The organism is Nocardioides conyzicola (assembly GCF_039543825.1).
Classification (GTDB): domain Bacteria; phylum Actinomycetota; class Actinomycetes; order Propionibacteriales; family Nocardioidaceae; genus Nocardioides; species Nocardioides conyzicola.
Genome location: NZ_BAABKM010000004.1, coordinates 291,195 through 311,415, shown reverse-complemented (window position 1 = coordinate 311,415; position 20,221 = coordinate 291,195). Strand labels below are relative to the sequence as shown.

19 protein-coding genes are annotated in these 20,221 nt (G+C 73.8%); 17 read left to right on the top strand and 2 right to left on the bottom strand.

All coding sequences use genetic code 11. The features are described 5' to 3' along the window. Positions 1-82 precede the first annotated feature (82 nt). Positions 83-1,282: an oxygenase MpaB family protein gene (locus ABEA34_RS21260; RefSeq protein ID WP_345523662.1), complete on the bottom strand. Its 1,200-nt coding sequence runs from the start codon at positions 1,280-1,282 to the stop codon at positions 83-85. A 46-nt stretch (positions 1,283-1,328) separates the two neighbouring features. Further along, positions 1,329-3,017 carry a lactonase family protein gene (locus ABEA34_RS21255; protein ID WP_345523661.1) on the bottom strand — a complete coding sequence of 563 codons (1,689 nt, stop codon included), beginning with the start codon at positions 3,015-3,017 and terminating at the stop codon, positions 1,329-1,331. A 107-nt stretch (positions 3,018-3,124) separates the two neighbouring features. Between ABEA34_RS21255 and ABEA34_RS21250 the strand changes: the two genes are divergently transcribed. From ABEA34_RS21250 to ABEA34_RS21170, 17 genes are all read left to right on the top strand, one after another. After that, positions 3,125-3,661, top strand: coding sequence for a protein-tyrosine phosphatase family protein (locus tag ABEA34_RS21250; RefSeq protein ID WP_345523660.1), 537 nt, complete (start codon positions 3,125-3,127; stop codon positions 3,659-3,661). A 103-nt stretch (positions 3,662-3,764) separates the two neighbouring features. Further along, positions 3,765-4,631 carry an AfsR/SARP family transcriptional regulator gene (locus ABEA34_RS21245; protein WP_345523659.1) on the top strand — a complete coding sequence of 289 codons (867 nt, stop codon included), beginning with the start codon at positions 3,765-3,767 and terminating at the stop codon, positions 4,629-4,631. Between the two features lie 153 nt (positions 4,632-4,784). Further along, a complete protein-coding gene (locus ABEA34_RS21240) occupies positions 4,785-4,997 on the top strand; it encodes a hypothetical protein (protein ID WP_345523658.1) in 213 nt (70 codons plus the stop codon). Beyond that, positions 4,994-5,536: a Pvc16 family protein gene (locus tag ABEA34_RS21235; protein ID WP_345523657.1), complete on the top strand. Its 543-nt coding sequence runs from the start codon at positions 4,994-4,996 to the stop codon at positions 5,534-5,536. The genes ABEA34_RS21240 and ABEA34_RS21235 overlap by 4 nt, the downstream gene beginning before the upstream one ends. After that, positions 5,533-6,120, top strand: a complete 588-nt coding sequence (locus tag ABEA34_RS21230) for a hypothetical protein (RefSeq protein WP_345523656.1) — start codon at positions 5,533-5,535, stop codon at positions 6,118-6,120. Before ABEA34_RS21235 ends, ABEA34_RS21230 begins: the two co-directional genes overlap by 4 nt. 21 nt (positions 6,121-6,141) lie before the next feature. After that, positions 6,142-8,763, top strand: a complete 2,622-nt coding sequence (locus tag ABEA34_RS21225) for a phage tail sheath subtilisin-like domain-containing protein (RefSeq protein WP_345523655.1) — start codon at positions 6,142-6,144, stop codon at positions 8,761-8,763. Between the two features lie 28 nt (positions 8,764-8,791). Next, entirely contained in the window at positions 8,792-9,235 is a 444-nt protein-coding gene (locus ABEA34_RS21220) for a phage tail protein (protein ID WP_345523654.1), read from the top strand. Positions 9,236-9,237: 2 nt separating this feature from the next. Continuing rightward, the gene (locus ABEA34_RS21215; protein ID WP_345523653.1) at positions 9,238-9,708 is read left to right on the top strand and encodes a phage tail protein; all 471 of its coding nucleotides are present in this window, start codon (positions 9,238-9,240) and stop codon (positions 9,706-9,708) included. A 1-nt stretch (position 9,709) separates the two neighbouring features. Next, positions 9,710-9,874, top strand: coding sequence for a hypothetical protein (locus ABEA34_RS21210; protein ID WP_345523652.1), 165 nt, complete (start codon positions 9,710-9,712; stop codon positions 9,872-9,874). After that, positions 9,871-10,542, top strand: coding sequence for a CIS tube protein (locus ABEA34_RS21205; protein WP_345523651.1), 672 nt, complete (start codon positions 9,871-9,873; stop codon positions 10,540-10,542). The genes ABEA34_RS21210 and ABEA34_RS21205 overlap by 4 nt, the downstream gene beginning before the upstream one ends. Beyond that, the gene (locus ABEA34_RS21200; RefSeq protein ID WP_345523650.1) at positions 10,542-12,281 is read left to right on the top strand and encodes a phage baseplate assembly protein V; all 1,740 of its coding nucleotides are present in this window, start codon (positions 10,542-10,544) and stop codon (positions 12,279-12,281) included. The genes ABEA34_RS21205 and ABEA34_RS21200 overlap by 1 nt, the downstream gene beginning before the upstream one ends. 19 nt (positions 12,282-12,300) lie before the next feature. Next, on the top strand, positions 12,301-12,579 hold the full coding sequence (locus ABEA34_RS21195; protein WP_345523649.1) for a PAAR domain-containing protein: 279 nt from the start codon (positions 12,301-12,303) through the stop codon (positions 12,577-12,579). Beyond that, on the top strand, positions 12,576-12,989 hold the full coding sequence (locus ABEA34_RS21190; RefSeq protein WP_345523648.1) for a GPW/gp25 family protein: 414 nt from the start codon (positions 12,576-12,578) through the stop codon (positions 12,987-12,989). Before ABEA34_RS21195 ends, ABEA34_RS21190 begins: the two co-directional genes overlap by 4 nt. Next, positions 12,986-15,670 carry a baseplate J/gp47 family protein gene (locus ABEA34_RS21185; protein WP_345523646.1) on the top strand — a complete coding sequence of 895 codons (2,685 nt, stop codon included), beginning with the start codon at positions 12,986-12,988 and terminating at the stop codon, positions 15,668-15,670. Before ABEA34_RS21190 ends, ABEA34_RS21185 begins: the two co-directional genes overlap by 4 nt. Beyond that, positions 15,667-17,316 (top strand): hypothetical protein, encoded by a 1,650-nt coding sequence (locus ABEA34_RS21180; protein WP_345523644.1) that lies wholly within the window; start codon positions 15,667-15,669, stop codon positions 17,314-17,316. Before ABEA34_RS21185 ends, ABEA34_RS21180 begins: the two co-directional genes overlap by 4 nt. Next, positions 17,309-18,157, top strand: coding sequence for a hypothetical protein (locus tag ABEA34_RS21175; protein WP_345523642.1), 849 nt, complete (start codon positions 17,309-17,311; stop codon positions 18,155-18,157). The genes ABEA34_RS21180 and ABEA34_RS21175 overlap by 8 nt, the downstream gene beginning before the upstream one ends. Positions 18,158-18,178: 21 nt before the next feature. Then, entirely contained in the window at positions 18,179-20,221 is a 2,043-nt protein-coding gene (locus ABEA34_RS21170; protein ID WP_345523640.1) for a hypothetical protein, read from the top strand.

The following is a 20,221-nucleotide window of genomic DNA, read 5'->3' as shown; positions in this document are numbered from 1 at the left end:
CAGTGATGTCTCCTGCTGTCTGAAGCGTTGGCGGAGGCGCAGGCGTTACAGACCCTCCGCACGACGCCGGTCGCGACGTAGGTCAGCCGCTGGCGCCGACGGCACCGGGTACGGCGTCGACCAGGTCGTGCGTCATGCCGTTCTCCGCCTTGAGCCGGGCCATCTCGACGTCGCGCGCCGCATAGCCGCGGGCGGTGACCCGGTCGCGGCCGAGCACGCGCAGGCGGGCCTGGTCGAGGCCGAACAGCACCGGGCGTACGGCGCGGACCACGTGCTTCGCCGCGCCGTCCGGTACGCCGAGGGCGTCCGCCGCCTCGTCCCCGAGGAAGACCCGCGACATGCCGTACATCGCGCGCCGGGCGACGTCCTCGCGGAAGCGCGCCGGTCCGCGGAGCATGGTGGCGAGCTGCGGTGCGAGGTAGTCCTCGGTGAGGGCTCGGCAAAACTCCTGGCTGTACTGGTCCGGCCCGGGGGAGGTGAGGTGGTAGAGCTCCTCGATCCGGACCTGGTCGGCCTCGTCGACCGGGTTGAGCGCCGGGTCGACGCCGATCACGTGCCCGACGTAGCGCCACAGGTGGTAGATGTCGGCGAGCTCGTCGTCCCGCAGCCGCACGCCGAGGGAGACCATCGCAGCGAGCGAGATGTGCCCGAACTCGGCGAGCGTGAACGCCATGTAGGGCTGGGGGATCGGGACGCCCCACGCCTCCTCGTCCCACTCGGCGTGGGTGCGGATGTGCTTGCGGACGTGCGCGTGGATCATCCGGACGCGCACCGTGTGCTGGAAGCCGGGCGCGTCGATCGCCATGCCGCCCGGTGCGACGACCTGGGAGAGCCACGAGCCGACCTCGATGGAGCGGACGGCGGGCTGCTGGCCGTAGCGGCCCGTCAGCAGCAGCGGCTTGGCGGCGATCCAGTTGTCGGCGCCGGCGAGCAACGAGGCAGCTCCCAGCACCAGCCCCCACTGGGCGCTGTAGCGCACGAGCACGTCGCTCGCGCGGTCCAACCGGTCGCGGTCGAGCCACGCGGGCTCCTCGGTGAGCTGCTCGAGCAGCGCGCCCACGGACGGCTCCGGGTCGGTGACGGCGGCCAGTCCCTCCGTCATCAGGGTGCGCACCGTCCGCGCGGCACCCCTGCCCGTCGGGTCGTTGACCACCGCGTCGGCCAGGGGGTCCGCCTGCCACATCGCGGCCAGCCAGGCCGACCCGGCGTCGCCGTACTCGCTCACCGCCCGGTCGACGCGTCGCAGTGCGGTCGGGGCCGGACGCGCGGTGGGCAGGGTCACAGCCCAGATTCAAGCACTTGTGCCGACAAGTGGGGGAGAGGGCCGATCAGCGGCTGACCCTGACGGTCGCCTTCCTGGTCACCCGACCGCCGTCGTTCGTGGTGGTGGCCGTGAGGGTGAGCGTCACCTTGGCCCCGTGCGCGAGCAGCTTGCGCAGGGCCGCGGACTTCTTTACCTGGAGCCTGGCCGGCACGGTGGTGGCCGGCAGCAGCACGACCCGCGCCGGCCGCAGCGCGAACCTCGTGTGCTTGGTGCGGACCTTCTTGCCCACCTTGACGCGGTACGTCGCGTCGGCGGTGCCGGTGATCCGGGTGACCGCCCGCGCGTCCGAGCGCAACGTCGCCCGGAGCTGGGCGAGCGGCTGCTTCCTGGTGGCCGTCAGCGCGACTGCCGGGGCGGCGACCTGCCGCTTGAGCAGCGCGAGGGCGTGGTCGCTCCATCCGCCGACGTACACGTTGCGGCCGTCGGGGGAGACGGTGAGCGCGTAGCTCCCGTTGAGTCCCTCCGTCGTGCTCGCGCAGGTCGTGTCGCTCTCGTCGGAGTCGGCGATGCATCCCACCGCAGAGGGGGCGCCGTCGGCAGCCCGGTTGAAGCTCGTGACAGCGTTGTCGCCGACCGAGCCGGTCAGCACCTGGTCGTCGTCGGAGTCGATGGTGACGAATGCGACCTGGTTGAGCCCCTCGGTCGACTGCGAGCAGCCGCTCTCGGTGCCGACGTCCTGCACGCAGCCACCGTCGGTCAGCGTGCCGTTCGTGGCACGGTGCAGGTGGGTCAGGGTGTGGTCCGTGCCGGAGACGACGTAGACCGACGAGCCGTCGCCGGAGGCGACGACGCCCAGGGCGCCGGCGATGGCCGGCACCTCGGTGCCGCAGCCGAGCGCGAGGTCTGCTGACACCTCGCTGTCGCCCACGCAGCCCTGGCTGGTCAGTCGCCCGGTGGACGGGTTGCGCTTGAGCATCGCGACCGCGCCGGTCTGGCTGGTCGCGTAGACGGACCGGCCGTCGGCGCTGGCGTCGAGCCAGGTCACCTGGGTGGCGCCGGCCGCGGCGGTGCAGCCGTCCGAGGCGTCGGCGGCGACGCAGGACGTCGCGGTGAGAGCGCCCGACGTGGACCGCCGCAGCTGGACGACCCCGCCGCCCGGGCGCCAGGTCCCGACGTACACGTCCTTGCCGTCCTCGCTCACGTCGACCGAGTACGGCTCGGCCAGCCACGGCGAGGTCGTGGCGCACGGGCCGCTCGGGGCGCTGAGGCAGCCGCCGTCGCTGAGCGAGCCGTCGGCGGCGACGTTCAACCGGACCACGGCGTCGTCCCCCATGCTCGCGGCGTAGAGCTGCTTGCCGTCGGTGCTCAGCCGGATGCCCCACACGTACTCGAGCCCCTGCGCCTCGGCGCAGCCCGCAGGCGCGGGGGCGTCGGCGATGCAGCCCCGAGGGGTCAGCGAGCCGTTGGCGGCGCGGGCGTACCAGGTGACCGTGTCCTCGTCGTAGTTGCTGACGTAGACGACCGTCTCGGCGGCGTTGACGACCGGGACGCCGGTGCCGGCGATGTGCTCGTCGCCGGCGGTGCAGGTGTTGAGGTCGGTGTCCGCGCCGTCGACGAGGTCGCCGATGCATCCCAGGCCCGTGAGCGTGCCCGGACGCGCCGCCTGCGAGGTCGGCGCTGCGAGCAACAGCCCTCCGACGAGGCCGGCCACGACGGCGACGACCAGGGTGCGGAGAGCGGTACGACGTGGCACGGGAGCCCCTTCCTCGGGCGCCCACGCGGGCGCGACTCCGAACGGTAGGACAGCCGCGGGGGTCCGCGAGGCAACGGTCCAGACCGGCGGGCGGGTAGGTTGCGGCCGTGCTCTGCCACTCCTGCTACGCCGAGCCGGCGTCGATGCCGGACTGCGCGGCGTGCCGGGGGACCGGCCGGGCGACCTCGATGCCGTTGTGCGACGAGCCGTGGAGCGAGGTGGCGCCCGGACTCTTCCAGGGCGGCCACGACGTGCGGTCGCAGTCGGGTACGGCGTGCGTCGTCGATGACGAGTTCGACCTGGTCATCAGCCTCGCGACCCGCGACGGCTACGGGCCCGCGGAGGGCGTCGAGCACGTCGTGCTCCGCCTGGCCGACGCGGCGATCGACCCCGTGACGGCGACGCGGGTCGCCGAGGTGGCGGACCGGGTCGCCGAGGCGGTCGGCGAGGGGCGCCGGGTGCTGGTGCGGTGCTCAGGTGGTCTCAACCGCTCGGGTCTGGTCGTCGCCAGCGCGCTGGTCAAGCTCGGACGGACGCCGGACCAGGCGATCGACTCGGTACGCGCGGCGCGCGGGCCGTGGGCGCTGACCAACCCCGGCTTCGTCGTACACCTCCGCGGCCTGGTGCCGCCGGCGAACGCCTGACGCCACCCCGACCAGCCCATCGGGGCTATGGCAGCCGTCCGCCGGCGCGCAATACGGTCGATCGTCGGACCACTCCACTCGGGAGGGAGCTGCGGTGTCGGACATGGCGTTGTCGTTGAACCTGCTGGGTTCCCCGACGCTGGTCGCCGGTGAGGTGCCGGTGGCCCTCTCGCCCAGCTCGACGCTGTTGTGCGCCTACCTCGCGCTCGCGCCGCAGGAGGGCCGGCCGCGCGCGGTCGCGGCCGCGCAGCTCTTCGCCGACTGCTCGGAGCCCGCCGCCCGCCGGCGCCTCAACACCGCGCTGTGGCGGCTCAAGTCGGAGGTCCGTGCGTCCACCGGCGTCGACATCGTGGCCGGCGGCGACGCGCGGCGCCTGGCCTTCAGCACCGCCGTCGACGTCACCATCGACACCTCGGTCTTCGAGCGCCTCGTCGCGTCCGCGCTCCGGCGCCGCCCTGAGGAGCTCACTCCCGCCGAGGTGGACAGCCTGGAGCGCGCCGTCGAGCTGCACCGCGGCGCCCTGGTCGAGGAGTGCCACGACGAGTGGGTGCTCGCCGACCGCTACCGGCTCGAGAACCTCTACCTCACCGCCCTCGACCACCTCGTCCAGCACCACGGCGGGCGCGGGGACCTCGACGCCGTCACCCGGTACGGCGAGATGGCGCTCGAGCACGAGCCGCTGCGCGAGGACGTCCACCGCCACCTGATGCACGCGTACGGCGCGGCCGGGCGCACCGACCTCGTCGAGCGCCAGTTCGAGCGTTGTCGCCAGCTGCTCGTCGAGCAGCTCGGGGCCGACCCGATGCCGGAGACGCTCGCGGCGTACTCCCGCTACCTGCACGATGACGCCCGCGGCCCCGTCGCCGGCCTGGACGAGCTCGTCTCCGAGCTCGAGCGCGCCCGCCGCGAGGTGCAGCGCCTCGCCGCGAGCGTCGATCGCGCGCTCGACCGGCTGCACCACCTCGCCTGAGCGGGGTCATCTGGCGCCGACTCGCGGGTGATCTGGCGCCGACTCGGCGATGGTGAGCGGTCGGTGAGCGGGCGGTGAGCGGGCGCGGCGGGGACGGTGACCGGTCGGTGACTGCGGGGGAGCAGCGTCTCCCCCGAGAGAAGGGTCACGAGTGTGACGCAGCCAGCACGGCGGTTCCGGTTCCTCCTCGATCTATGGGTCGAACCCCGCGAGGTCGAGAGCCTCCCGGTCGTGGTGCGGGGGCGGGTCCGTGACCTCGAGACCGATGAGGAGAAGTACGTGGGCTCGTTCGCCGAGGTGGAGCAGGTCGTCGAGGCACGCCTCGACGCCGGTGGCGTCGCCCCGCGACGGTGGGAGCGTCCGTGATCGCCGAGGTCTCCGACGCGCTCGTCGACGTCATCCACCAGGCCACGCCGGACCTCGCGCCGTGGGTGCTGCAGCACTCGCTCTCGCAGGGCGAGACCTCCCCACCCACCGACAGCAAGGGCATCCTCGCGCTGCTGGCCGTCGAGGAGCACGAGCACCTGCGCAACGCGCCGCTGGTCGAGGGGATCGCCGGTCTCGTCCGGCCGCCGCTCGCGCTGCGGCTGCACTACCTGGTCACCTACTGGGGCGTCCACGACGAGGCCCAGCGCCGCCTGGCCCGAGTGGTCCAGGCCTTCCACACGACCCCGATCCTCCGGGCGTCCGACCTGCAGCCGCCCCTCGCGGACCAGGTCGAGTCGCTGACGGTGCGCTTGGCACCGGCCGACCACGACCGGCGCAACCAGATCTGGGGCGCGCTCGGGCGGTCCGGCCGGCTGGCGCTCTTCTACGACGTCGACGTCGCGCCCGTGCCGGTCCTCGAGCGCGAGGGCGCCGGCCGGGTGCGCGAGCACCGGCTCGACTACGTGGGTGCGCCGTGAGCACCACTCCGGTCGCCACGACGACTACCCGCCTGCGGCACGTGGTCCGGCTGCTGCACGCCTCCACCGGTACGCCGTTGGGCCCGGTGCGCGGCCGGCTCGACCCGCACCCGCACGGCTGGGCCGTCCGACCGGTGACCGGTGGTCTCGTCGTGACCTCGCGCGACGGCGTACCCCAGCCGGCTGCGGAGCCCGTGCTGGAGGTGACCCTGGACGACGCTCGCTGGGGGACCGTCCTCGACCTGGCCGGCCGGACCACCCTGGTCGACCTCGACGGCGCCGACGAGGTGGTCGACGTCGCCGTCGACCCGGTGCCGATGACGCTCGTCGCCCGCCTCTCCACGCCGTCCACCGGCGCTCCCCGGACGGGGCGCACCGTGGTCGCCCGCGCGACCAGCGGCCCCACGCCGCGACCGACGGTCTCCCTCACCGAGGGGGACCCCGGGACCTACACGTCGGCTGCCGTCGTCTGGACGGCCGCGCTGACCCCCTGCGAGCTGCTGGTCGACGGCAACCCGCTGCGAACCCTGTCCATGGACTTCACGTCCAGCGCGACCAGCATCCGGCTGGTCGACACCGCCTGACCACGAGCCGAGGAGGCCATCGTGACCTACCTATCACCAGGGGTGTACATCGAGGAGGTCCCGTCGGGACCCCAACCGATCGCCGCCGCGCCGACCAGCGTCATGGCCATCCTCGGGACCACCCGCAAGGGGCCGGTGCTCGACCCGACCCGCGTCACCAGCTGGGCCGACTACGTCCGCACCTTCGGGGCGCCGTCGTCGCGCGGCTTCACCGGTGAGTCGGTCTTCGGCTTCTTCGAGAACGGCGGGCCGGCGGCCTGGGTGGTCCGGGTCGACCCGTCGACCGCGTCCACCTGGACCGTGCGGGACGTGTCCGGGGCCGCGAGCTTCGCGGTCACGGCGCTCACGCCGGGGGCCTGGAGCAGCGGGCTGAGCGTCGGCGTCGCCCCCGACGAGGGAGCGGCGACCGGCACCTTCTACCGCGCCACCACCTCCGGCGCGACCGTCGCCGTGACCAGCGCCGGCACCCACGAGCTCACGGTGGGCTCGACCGCCGGCCTCAAGCCGGGCGACAGCCTGGTGCTCGTCCCGATCCCGGCCAGCGGCGCGATCTCCGCGCCCGTCGCCGCGACCGTGGCGTCGCTGACCCCCACGACCGTGACGGTGTCGGCCTCCGGCGCCGCCTCGATGGCCGCAGGCTCCGTGGTGGCCACCGCCGCCGCCAACGGCGCGACCACCCTGGTGCTCGCCAACACCGGCGGCTTCAAGGTCGGCGACGTCGTGGTCGCCACGGCGCCCAACGGCACCCGCACCGGCGCCGTCGTGACCGGCGTCGCCGCCGCCGGCAGCGGGGCCACGCTCACGCTCGACGCCGGGCTCGGTGCCGCCGTGCCCGGCGCCGCCTTCGTCCAGCGGCGGACGACGTACCGGGCCGTCGCCACCGTCGCCGGCCCGCCCGCCGGCGGACCGCCGCTGCGGACCAACATCGCGCTGTCGGCGCTGGTCTTCGACCGGCCGCTGACGGCGCCCAACGCCGACGACCTCGGTCCCGGCAATGCCGGGCGCGAGGTAGGCCGGATCACGACGACCGACGGCCGCTCGGCGAGCTGGGTCGGCGGCAACCGGTTCGAGGTGGTCGGCACGACCTCGCCGCCCAGCGGCCCGGTGACCGTCGAGGCGGCCGTCTCGGCGGTGCGGCTGACCGACACCGGCCTGTCGCTGACCGGCCTCCAGGAGAGCGACGCGCTCGCGGCGTACGGCTTCCTGCCCACCGGTGCCGCGATCCTCTTCAGCGGGACCGGACCGGACGTCACCGCCACCCGGACGGCCACCGGCTTCACGCTGGCGCCGGCCCCGGCTCCCGCCGACACCTACACGACCGCGACCTTCGTGCTCCAGGCGACCGCCGACGCGGGCATCGCCGTGCGCAGCGCGGTCAAGCCGCGCGTCGGCGACCGGTTGGGCATCGGTACGACGTACGCGCCGATCACCGCGGTCGAGGAGCAGGGCGGCGACACCTACGTGCTGCGCTTCGCCGCAGCGACCGCCGTCTCGCCGTTGAACCAGACCCGGTTCGGGCTGTACGCCGTGGAGTCCGCCTCGGTGCGGTCGTCGCGCTTCCAGCTCACCGTCTCCCAGGACGGCATCCCGGTCGAGCAGATCGGGGGGCTCTCGCTGGACGAGTCGCACCCGTCGTACTTCGCCAAGGACGACGTGGTCAACGACGTGTCGGCCTACGTCACGGTCGCGCCGCGACCGCCGGCCGCACCTGCGGTCTCGCTCGCGGCGGCGCCGTACTACGTCGAGGCCGGGCAGGTCGGCAGCGACCGCGCTCCGACCAACGCCGACTTCCGCAACGGGCTGACCCAGCTCGAGGCGGTGCCGGAGCCGGCGATGGTGCTGTGCCCCGACGCCCTGAACCTCGGCGATCCGCTGCTCACGGCCGACCTGGTCGGCCAGGTGGTCACGCACTGCGAGAACTTCCGGCGCTTCGCCATCATCGACCCGCCGGACTTCGACGCCGACGAGGACGAGGACCTGCTGGACTGGCGCAACACCAACCTGTCGTCGACGTACGCCGCGACGTACGGCCCGCACCTCAAGATCGTCAACCTGGTGCCCGAGTCGTCGGACCGCTTCGAGGTCGTGCCCGCGTCCGGGTTCGTGGCCGGCGTCTTCGCCCGCACCGACCGGTTGCGCGGCGTCCACAAGGCGCCCGGCAACGAGACGATGACCGGCATCGTGGGGCTGACCCAGGCCTACACGCAGCGCCGGCAGGACGCGCTCAACCCCAACGGCGTCAACCTGATCCGGGCCTTCCCGGGCCGCGGCACCCGCCTGTGGGGCGCGCGCAACGCCACCGACGACGCCACCTGGCGCTACGTCAACGTGCGGCGGCTCTTCAACATGATCGAGACGTCGGTCGACCGGGCCACCCAGTGGGTCGTCTTCGAGCCCAACACGGCCCAGACCTGGATCCGGGTGAAGGTGTCGATCGAGAACTTCCTCGACCAGCAGTGGCGCGCGGGCGCCCTCGCGGGCACCAAGCCCGAGCAGGCCTACCGGGTCCGGGTCGGGCTCGGCGAAACCATGACCGAGACGGACATCGACCTCGGCCTGATCATCACCGAGGTCGCGATCGCCCCCGCCAAGCCGGCGGAGTTCGTGGTCTTCCGCTTCAGCCACAAGCGCCTGTCCGAGTAACGGCGACCACGAGAGCGAAGGAACCGACATGACCGTCTACCCGATGACGACGCTGAACTTCACGGTGAGCTGGGGTGACCAGCAGCAGACCTCCAACTTCTCCGAGGTCAGCGGCCTCACCATGGAGTCCGAGGTCGTGGAGTACCGCGGCGGCGCGGACCCGCAGCTGTCCACCCACAAGCAGCCCGGCCTCAAGAAGTTCTCCAACATCACCGCCAAGCGCGGCATCGCGCCGCGCGACTCCGGCAACGGGCTCTTCGAGTGGTTCAACGCCGTGACCGTCGGCGCCGCCGACCGGCGCGACGTCACCGTGAGCCTCCTCAACGAGGAGCGCGCCCCGGTGATGACCTGGAAGATCAAGGAGGCCTGGCCGGTCAAGCTCGAGGGCCCCGGCCTGAAGTCGACCGGTACCGACGTGGCGATCGAGTCCGTCGAGTTCGCCTGCGAGGGCATCGCGATCGAGGTCTCCTGACCATGTCCCTGCTGCCCGCGCTCGCCTCGCCGCTCGTCTCGCCGTACACCACGGCGCGGTTCGTGCTGGCCATCGACGGCCTGGCCTCGGTGAACTTCTCGAAGTGCACCGGCCTGGCCGGCGAGGTGAGCGTGGAGGAGTACCAGGAGGGCGGCGAGAACCGCTTCGCCCACCGGTTCCCCAGCCGCGCGACATTCCCCAACCTGGTCCTCAACCAGGGGGCGGGTCCGACCCAGGAGCTGTGGGAGTGGTTCTACGAGTTCCACGTCACCGGCCTGGTCGCGCCGCGCGACGGCACGGTCGTGCTGATGAGCACGGTCGAGGGGGTGCTCGCGCCGGTCCGCGTCTGGGCCTTCACCCGGGGCTGGCCGGTCAAGCTGACCGGCCCCGACCTGGACGCCCAGGCGGCCGCGGTCGCCATCGAGGCCATCGAGATCGCCCACCACGGGCTGACCTTGAAGAAGGTGTTCTGAGATGGCCGTCGTGATCGGCGAGATCATCACCGAGACCGTGCTGCGGCCCACCGAGCCGCAGCCGGCCGCGGGCGGGGGAGCGACCCCGGACACCGACCTCGACCTCGTCGTACGACGGGCCGTGGAGCGGGTGCTCGAGGTGCTGCGACGGGAGTGGGACCGATGAACCTCACCGCCACCCAGCTCACCAAGCTCACCATCGACGCCTACACGGACCTGAAGTTCGAGAAGCCCGCCGGCATCCAGTGGCGGGCCCTGCTCAACCCGACCGAGCTGTCCTTCTCGCGCAAGAACAACTACGAGGCCACCCAGTCGGCCGGGACGTCCGCGCCGCAGCAGTCCTTCAGCGGCGGTGAGCCCGACCAGGTGCAGCTCGACCTGCTCCTCGATGGGACCGGGGTCGTCGGCGAGCCCGGCCCGGTCGGCGACACGCTCGACGCGCTGCTGGCGCTCACCAAGTTCCAGGGCGACACCCACCAGCCCTACTACGTGCACGCCTACTGGGGCCGCTTCAGCTTCCGCGGGATCCTCACCCAGGCCGACGTCACCTACAAGCTCTTCGACCGCTCGGGCGAGCCGCTGCGCGCCACCGTGAAGCTGTCGCTCAAGGAGGCGCTGTCGCCGGAGGAGGTCACCGCCCAGGACCGCCCTGCCTCGCCCGACCTCTACCAGACCTGGCTGGTCCGCGACGGCGAGACGCTCGAGGGCATCGCCGCGCAGGTGTACGGCGCGCCGGCGTACTGGCGCCCGCTCGCGGCCGCCAACCGGCTGGCCAACCCGCGCGGCCTGGTCACCGGCCAGCTGCTGATGCTCCCTCCGCTGGCGGTGGCGTGATGACCCAGTCCACGACAGAGCCGGACCGTCCCGCCTTCGAGGTCCGCGTGGCCGGCTCGGCCATCGCGCCGCTGGACGCCGCCGACGTGGTCGAGATCGACGTCCACGAGGAGGTCGGCCGCCACGGCCGGTGCACGCTGCTCGTGCAGAACTGGAACGCCGACACCCGCACCGTGCGGCACAGCGACAGCGGCCCGTTCACGCCGGGTGCCGCCCTCGCGGTGTCGCTCGGCTACCACGCCCAGCTCACCACCGTCTTCGAGGGCGTCATCGCCGCGCTGACCACCCACTTCCCGCGCTCGGGCCGCCCGGTGCTGCGGATCGAGGCGAGGTCGAAGTCGATCCTGCTCGAGCACCCGCCGCGCTCGCGCCAGCTCGCCGAGGCGTCGGACGCCGACCTGGCCTCGGCGATCGCGGCCGACTACTCGCTCGGCACCGACGCCGCGGACGGCGTCACCCGCGAGCAGGTCGTGACCGACCGGGTCAGCGACTGGGACGCGCTCAAGGCCCGGGCCGGGGAGCTCGGCTGGGTCACCTACGTCCGCGGCGACACCTTGGTGCTGCGCCCGCCGGCCGCCCAGCAGGACCCGATCCAGCTGGACTACACCAGGTCGGTCGTCGAGCTCGAGCTCACCGAGGACCTCACCCACGCGATCGACGGCGCCGTCGGCGTCGCGTGGGACATCGACTCCCTGGAGGCCGCCGAGTCGGAGCAGAGCGCGTCGGCCGCCGGCATCGCCACCGGCGACCGGCCGGCACACGACGCGGCCGTCGGCGACGCCGGCTGGCCGTTGCGCACGGCGCGCACCGAGTCGCCCGCGATGGCCGCGGCCGACGCCGCCGACGCGGCCGCGCTGGCCGCCCAACGCGGCGCGGCGCTCGCCCACCACCACGGGTCCGGCGTCGTCCAGGGTGACCCGGCGCTCCGGTGCGACTCCTGGCTGTCGATCCAGGGTGTCGGCACCCGGATGTCCGGGCCGCACTACGTCAGCGCCAGCCGGCACCGGCTGTCGGCGGGCCGCTACCTGACCGAGTTCCAGGTCGGGGCGCCGCCCCGGCTCACCCCGCCCGGCGACAGCGCGCGCCCGGCGTACCCGTCGAGGGGGACGGTGCTCGGGGTCGTCGAGTCGCTCGACGACCCCGAGTCCCTCAACCGCGTCCAGGTGCGGCTGCCCTGGCGGACCGACAACGGTGCCGGCGTGTGGGCCCGTCTCTGCTGCCTCGACGCGGGGGACGGGTACGGCGTCGTGATGGTGCCGTCCGTCGGCCAGGAGGTCGTCGTGGCGTTCGTCGACGGTGACCCGTCGACCGCGCTCGTGCTCGGCTCCGTGCACAACGGGACCCAGCAGCCGCCCGAGGCCGTGGACGCGAGCACCAACGCCGTGCGGACCATCGTCACGCCCGACCAGCACCTGCTGCGGCTCGAGGACGGCAGCTCGGCCGCCGTCACCCTCGCCACCGGCAAGGGGCACAGCCTCGTGCTCAACGACACCGACTCCGAGGTGGTCCTGACGCACGCCGACTCCGGCAACGCGATCCGGATCTCCGCCGACGGCATCGAGCTCACCGCCGCGCAGGGCGACATCACGCTCACCGCCAGCGCGGGCGCGGTGAAGATCGACGCCCTCACCCTCGAGGGCAAGGCCAGCGGCACCGCCAAGCTCGAGAGCTCGGCGACCTTCGACCTCAAGGCCTCGGGCTCGCTGGGCCTCAAGGGCTCGCTCATCACCATCAACTGACACCGGACGGGAGGACGACATGCCAGGCGCAGCGCGGGTAGGAGACACCACGGTCCACGGCGGCACCGTCGTCGGCCCCGGCGTGGCCACGGTCCTCGTCGCCGGCCAGCCGGCGGCGGTGCTCGGCGACATGCACGCCTGCGTGATCCCGCCCCCGAACGCCCACCCGCCGGCCACGCCCTTCACCGCCGGGTCCGGCACCGTGATGATCGGCGGCCGGCCGGCGCTGCGTGCCGGCGACGCCTGCGGCTGCGGCGCCTCGGTCGCCGTCGGCAGCCCCACGGTGGTCATCGCATGAACGCCGACTACCCCCAGGTCGGTGTCGGCTGGGCGTTCCCGCCCCGGTGGACGGCCGAGCCGGAGGGCCCGGCCGCGGTCGCGACCAACGACGGCGCCGCGCATGTGATGGAGGCGATGGTCATCCTCCTGCGCACCGCCGTCGGCAGTCGGGTGATGCGCCCCGACCTCGGTGCGGGCGTCGACCGCTACGTCTTCGAGCCGCGCACCGCCGACTCCTGCCACCGCCTCGCCGACGACGTACGCCGGGCCCTGGTGCTCGGTGAGCCCCGCGTCATCGTCGACACGGTGGACGCCGCGCCGTCGGCCACCGCCGAGGAGCAGGTCGACGTCACGATCGAGTTCCGCATCGACCGGCACCGGCGCCCGACCAGCCTGGTCGTGCCGTTCTACCTGGTGGGCCAGTCATGAGCCGGACCCCCGCCCAGGTCCTCGCCGACCTCGCCGGCGCCGCGGAGCTGACCGCCTTCGACGGCCACCGGACCTGGCGCGACGTGCTCTTCGGGCCCGGGGACACGCTGGACCCGACCGGCCCGGACCGCGCGCTGCTGATCGCCCTCGCCGACGAGTACGCCGCCCTCGACGACCACCTCGACACCCTGCCCGCCGCCGCACACCGGGCGTGGCTGACCGAGATCCTCGGCGTACCCCGGCTGCCCGTCGTCCCCGACCGCGTCGTCGCCCACGTGACCGTCGACCCCAAGCTCGCGCCCGCCGTGGTCGCCCGGGGCACCCTGCTGCGCGGGGGCAAGGACGCCTTCGGCAACGAGCGCCGCTACACCACCGTCGACGCCCTGACCGCCCACGGTGCCGCCCTCGCCGGCGTCCGGAGCCTCGCGCCCGGGGGCGACCCCGACGGGCTGCCCGGGGTGGCCGCGTCCGCACCCGACTTCCCCCTCGACCCGCTCGACGGGCCGGACGCGCCGCACGTGCTCCGGATCAGCTCGCCGGCCCTCGCCTTCACCGGCGGCGCCCTCCTGGCGAGCCTGACCTTCGACGACGCCACCGGGGCGAGCGGCCTGACGGGCGAGGGCTGGCGCTACTCGCGGGCCGACGGGTCGGTGAGCCCGGCGCCGGCCGCCGTCATCGGGACGACCGTCCGGGTGTCGCTGTCGGGGGACTGCGGCCACCCGGACGGCGACCCCTGGCTGGAGTGGGCGGTGCCCGCGAGCACGCCGCTGCCCGAGGACTTCGGCTTCACCCGGGTCCGGGTCGCCGTGGCCGACCGGACCGCGTACGTCCCCGAGGCCGCCTACTACAACGACGGCGCGGTCGACGTGGCCAAGGAGTTCCAGCCGTTCGGCGCGGTGGCCAAGCGGGGGGATGCGTTCTACGTGCGCTCCGACGAGGCCTTCGCGAAGGACGTCGACCACCTCTCGATCGCGGTCAGCGAGCTCCAGTCCGGCGGCACCGCCGTGCAGCCGTCGCTGGCGGGGAGCGGCATCCCCGTCTTCTACGCGCTGCAGATCCAGGGCGCCGTCAGCACCGCCCTCGGCAAGCTGAGCACGCCGCAGAAGGCGCAGGTGCAGGGCGACTTCGACCACATCCTGGGGCTGCTGTCGCCGTCCACCTCCCCGAGCGTGCGCTGGCAGCGGCGCGAGGACGGGCAGTGGAAGCAGTTCGGCGACCCGAGCAGCCGCTTCGACGGCGTCTCCGAGGACGACGTGGGCGGCTCCGAGCGGACCGTCGTGTCGGGTCAGGAGGGCCACTACGTCCGCGCGTTCCTGGCCCAGGGTGACTTCGGCTGGACGAAGTACCAGAGCGACGTCGCCGCGTTCGCGACCCAGGCCGTCTCGGCCGGCGGCGCGGACCCGGTCATGCCGGTGCCGCCGTCGCCGCCGATCGCGTCGAGCATCACGCTGCGCTACACGACCCGGCCGGTGCCGGCGAGCCGCGTCGAGTCCACCAGCGGCTGGCGGCACACCGTGAAGCCCGCCCAGCTGACGGCGTACCTGCCGTTCCGGCGCGCCGTCTCCGACGAGGGTGCGACCGGGATGGTAGCCCTCGGCCTGGTGCTGCCGGAGTCGGCCGCCGGGTCGACGGTGTCGGTGTGGCTCGAGGTCGACTCGGCCGCGCCCTGCGGGGCGACCGACCCGGTCGACGCCGGCTGGCAGTGGTGGGACGGCACCGGGTGGCACCCGCTGCCCGTCGCCGACGGCTCCCGCCAGCTGCGTGAGTCCGGGCTCCTCCGGTTCGTCGCGCCGCGCGGGTGGGCGGACGGCTGCACCGACGTCGGTGCGTCCGGTCCCGGGCGCTGGGTCCGGCTCGTCACCGCGGCCCCCGACCGCCTCGGCACCGTGCGCGCCGTGCTCGTCGACGCCGTCGTCGCGGAGTTCGTCTCCGCGGCGGCCGACCCCGGGTCCGACCCCAGCCCGGCCACCGCCTTGCCGCCCGGCACGATCAAGGGCACCCTGGCGCCGATCCGCGGCGTCAAGAAGGTGACCAACCCGGCGTCGGTCCGCGGCCGCGGACCCGAGGCGGACCCGGCGTACCTCGCCCGCGCGTCCGCGCGCACCCGGCACCGCGACCGGGCGCTGGCGCCGTGGGACTACGAGCAGCACGTCGCGCTCGCCTTCCCCGAGGTCGCCGCCGTGCTCTGCCTGCCGCACACCGACCGCGACGGCGGTCACGCGCCGGGGGTGGTCGGCCTGGTGGTCGTCCCGGACCGCCCCGACGACCCGGCGCCGAAGCCGTCGGTCAGCCTGATCGGCCGCATCGGCGACGTCCTCACCCCGCTGAGCCCGGTGGGCGCGCAGGTCGCGGTCCTCTGCCCCAGGTACGCCGCCGTGAGCGTCGCCGCCACCATCCGGCTGCGCCGCGGGGTCGCCGCGCTGACCGGCCAGGAGGAGATCCGCGCCGCGATCGAGGGTGTGCTGCACCCGACCGCCACCGGCGCTCCCCGGTGGGGCCGGTCGCTCTACGCCTCCAGCCTGGTCGCCTTCCTCGAGCAGCAGCCGAGCGTCGACGTGGTCACCGCGTTCGAGCTCCGGGACGCCAGCGGCACCGTCGTCGACGTGGTCGAGGTGGACCCCTGCCGCGGCCTGACCTGCTCCACCGGAGCGCACGCCCTGACCTGTGAGGAGCAGCTGTGACGACCACACCCGCCCCCATCACGCCCTTCGTCCCCGTCGCGCCGGACGCCGACTGGGAGACCGTGCGCGCCCGGATGGCCGACGTGCTGACGCGCCTGGTGCCGACCGCCTGGAGCGACCACAACGCCGCCGACCCCGGCATCACGCTCGCCGAGGCGGCGGCGTTCGGCGTCGCCGACCTGCACTACCGGGTGGCCGAGCGGCACTACGACGCCTGGCCGCTGGAGGTGTCCGGCTGGCTGCCGGACGCGGAGCGGCACTGGGACCGGTCCTTCTCGGTCGAGACGCTGGCCGCGGTCGCCGACGCGCTCGCGGCGTCCGCGACCTCCGCCCGGGTGCTCGAGCGCCGGGTCCGGGCCAGTGCCTCGCTCGGCGACGCGACCGCCCTGCTCGGCAGTGCCCCGTGGTCGACGGTCTTCGACGCCGACGACCGGGCCGCGGTCGTCGCCCTGATGCGCGGCCGCCTGGTCCGCCAGGTCGCCCACGAGCAGGCCCAGCTGGTCGCGGCCGTGGTGGCCGACCAGCGCCGCCTCGGTGGCACCGTGGAGGTGCGCGACGCCCGCGCGGCCGCCGAGCTCGCGCTCGACCTGCCGCTGTGGGACGACGAGGTGCGTGCCGTCGTACGCCGTGAGCGGCGCCGCCTGTCCCGCGACGCCCTGGTCGCCCGGCTCGCCGAGGTGCGGGCGGTCACCGCCGCCACGGCGTCCGGCGTCCGGGACCTCCTCGACGCCGAGGACCTCACCGACGACGAGCTGGACGTGGCGATGGCCGCCGGCACGCAGCCCCCGGGCCTGCTCCCCGAGCAGCTCGAGGACGACCACGGGCGGACCACGGTCTGGCCGCCGCACCCGGTGCAGGCGCTGACCTGCGAGCCGGTCACCGCCGAGGACTACGCCCGCCGGGCGCGGGCGCACCCCGACGTACGCCGGGCCTGGGCCGTCCCCGGGCGGCTCGAGGGCGTCGCCTGGAACGGCCTGCCCACCGGTGCCGTCCCGGCCGTCGAGGTCGACGAGCACGCCGCCGCCATCACCCTCGTCGTCGAGCACTCCGAGCCCCGCCAGCTGACGGTGCCCGCGACACAGGAGTTCCTCCGTGACGTGCTCTCGGTGGCGATCGGACCGGAGGTGCGCGCGCCGTTCCCGGACTGGCGGGTGCCGGCCGACCTCGACGAGCTGCCGCCGCGGCGCACCATCTGCGACGAGGTCGGCGCCAGCCTGCTCGACACCGCTGCCGTGATCGTCCAGGCGACCCTGGTGACCGGCATCGGGGTCGACCCCGACGCCCTGATCGCCGACGTCCGCGACCGGATCGCGGCGTTCTTCCTGGCCGGTCGCCCGGAGACCCGCGCGCCGGACCCGACCGGTGACGTCGACGGGCCGTGGCCGCGGCTGGAGCAGCCGGCGGACGGCTGGGTGCCGGGGGAGCCGGTGCGGTTCACCGAGGTGGTCGCCGCGATCGTCGGCAACCCCGACGTGTGGGGCATCGAGCGGCTCGCGATGCTCGTCGACACCGGCGACGTCACCGCGACCTTCGTCCCGCAGTCGGCCGGCAGCCTGCCGATCCCGCCCAACGCCGTACCCGTGCTCGCTCCCGGACGCTGCCTGCGGGTGCGCTTCTCGCTGACGGGCAGGTGCGCCGATGCGTAGCGCCGACTACACGCGGCTCGCCGCCCAGCTGCCGCCGATCTACCAGGAGGACGCGGCGTCGTACGCCCAGGTGGACGCCTACCTGGGCCTCGCCGACGAGCTCAACCACGCCGTCGTGGAGCGTCTCGAGGACCTGATGCTGGGGCTCGGCCCGGACGCGACCCTGCGCTGGCCCACCGCGCTCCCGCTGGACGCCGGTCGCGACGCGCTGCTCGGCTCCTACCTCGCGACGTACGACGAGGTCGCGCGCTGGGTCGGCTACACCTTCCCGGCCAGCTGGGGCACCGACGTCGACGGGCTGGTCCGCCGCCGCGAGATGCTGGCCCGGTCCGCTCGCCTGTGGCGCCGGCGGGGCACGCCGCGGGGGTTCCTGAGCTGGTTCGCGCTCTACTTCGGGCTCGAGCCCGACGTGGTGGAGCTGCCCTACCTGCTGGAGCACTACCAGGCACCGGGCGCGGCCATCACCGGCGAGCCCTACACGGCGACCCTCTTCGTCCCGCTCACCGAGACCTTCGAGCCCTGGGGGCGGCGCGAGGAGGCGACCGAGTTCGCCCGCCGGTACGCCCCGGCCCACGTGCTGATGCGGGTCTGCTTCGTCGACCCCGCGACCTTCGCCGCGCTCGGGGTCCTCACGGCGACGCCGACGCTGCCGTCGTCGCCGAGCACGACCGACCTGGACACCTACCTGGCCGACCTGTCGACCCGACAGGCCGACCTCAACCAGCTGCTGTGCTCCGTCGTCTCCGTCGTGAACCACGGCAGTGCCATCCACATCTACGAGTGCATCGACCAGGGCGAGCACAAGGACCGGCTCGACGTCGGCCGCCTGCCGACCACCTGAGCGCCGAGGTCAGGAGAACCCATGCCCGACAACCAGTACCCCGTCTTCGAGAGCGGTCAGACCCTCACCGCGCCCGACCTCAACACGCTGCGTGCGTTCCTGCACGAGCGCGACCGCCTGGTCGGCCGGATGATCGGCTTCGGCATCAACGCCGGGCTCGCCGGCTCCGTCAGCGGGTCCACGCTGACCATCGAGCCCGGCCTCGCCATCGACCAGTACGGCGAGCCGCTGGTGCTCACCGCCGCCCAGACGATCACGCTGCCGCCGACGACCGTCACCCCGTCGTACGACTTCATCGCCACGGGCCCGGGCGGGTTCAGCGTCGTGCTCGAGGCGTCGGAGACGGTGAACCCGGCGCCGGCGTGCGGTGAGGCCGACTGTGCCGGTCACGCCGAGCACCACACGCGCGACGTGACGCTGCGCGTGGTGAACGGACGGGTCACGGGCACGGTCTTCGACTTCCCCAACGACCCGCTGCTGAGCGTCGAGCCGGTCCGCGTCGCGCTCGACTCCTCCCCGGCCAACTCCTTCGACGACCTCCAGACCGCGCTCGTCGGCCGGCTGACCAACGCGCCCGGGCCGGCGGTCATCCGGACGGACCTGATCAGCAAGCTGGCCGGCGTCCACGTCCTCGGCGGCGACACCCCGGCGGTCAAGGGCTACAAGTGCGGCTGGCTCAACATGGTCCTGTTCGCGACCCTCGACCTGCTGCGCACGGAGTCGCTGCTGCGCCTGACGGTCGACCGCGACCCGGCGCGCGCGGGCGTCGTGGTCGGCTGGGTCGAGCAGGTGCTCGGCACCTGGGTCTTTCACTGCGGCTACCGCCACGCGTGGCAGCCGCCGCGCGGGTTCACCGAGGCCTTCCTCGGGGGCACCTGCGGCGACCCCGCCGGATTGTTCCGGGACCGGCTCGAGGCCCTGATCGACGGCTACGCCCCGCCCGACCCACCGGTCCAGGGCAACCCGCCCCAGCCGCCGGTCCTCTGCCCGGCGGGGTGGATCCGGGTCAACGGGACCTGCCGTCCGGTCTACCCGCCGGTGGAGGTCGACCCGACGTGGCTGGACCCGTGGGTCGTCTTCGACCCGATCGGCCCCATCTGGCAGCCGCCGATCGAGGAGCCCGACTGGCTCGTCGACCCGGCCGACTTCTACGGCCAGCCGCCGCTCGACTTCTACGGCGACGGCCTGATCGGCGGCTGGCAGTACGTCGGGCAGCCCGGCGTCGACGTCGAGGGCGTCCTGAACACCTACCTCGACGACCGGGGCTTCACCGCGGACATCAAGGTGGTCAGCCATGCCGAGGCGCAGGGCCTGGACGGCTACCTGCCGTCGTCGGCCTTCAGCCCGGCGGACACGATCGTGCTGTCGGTCAACCAGGCCGGCAACGTGGTCGCGACCGGCCGCGTGCCCGCGACGTACAACTCCCGCCAGGTGAGCACCGCCCTGCCCGCGGCCCAGGCGGCCGTGGCCGAGGCGCAGGAGGCCGTCGTCACGCTCCAGGGGCTCACCGAGGGCGTGCGCTCCGACTTCACCCAGCTGCAGGGCAGCTTCTCCACCTTGGAGGGCAGCTTCACGACCCTGCAGGGCCAGTTCGCGGACTACCGCGGTGGTCAGTTCGACCAGAGCGGCTTCGGGGTGCGGATCAACACGCTCGAGCAGGACCTGAAGGGGATCGAGGACGTCACCGAGCGGCTCGCCAAGCTCGAGGGCAAGGTGGACGTCATCGGCACGCGCGGCCTGACGGCCGGTGGGGGCAAGGTCATCGACGCCACCATCGGTCGCGGGATCTCCGAGTTCACCGAGACCGCGGTTGCGGCTGTGCGGGCCATCGGCAAGGACAACCGGCAGCTGGAGCGCTACGTGAAGGACGTCGAGCGCGCCCACGCCCGCTTCGAGGTGGACGTCAACACCGAGGACCCGAGGCTGATCGGCGCGAGCACGCTCGACGTGCTCAAGTCGATGCGCACCATGGTGAAGTCCGCGCTCAAGGACACCCCCGAGGCCGCCACCATCGGCAGCCAGCTCGACGCCCAGATCCGCGACATCCAGCTGCTGATCGGCTGA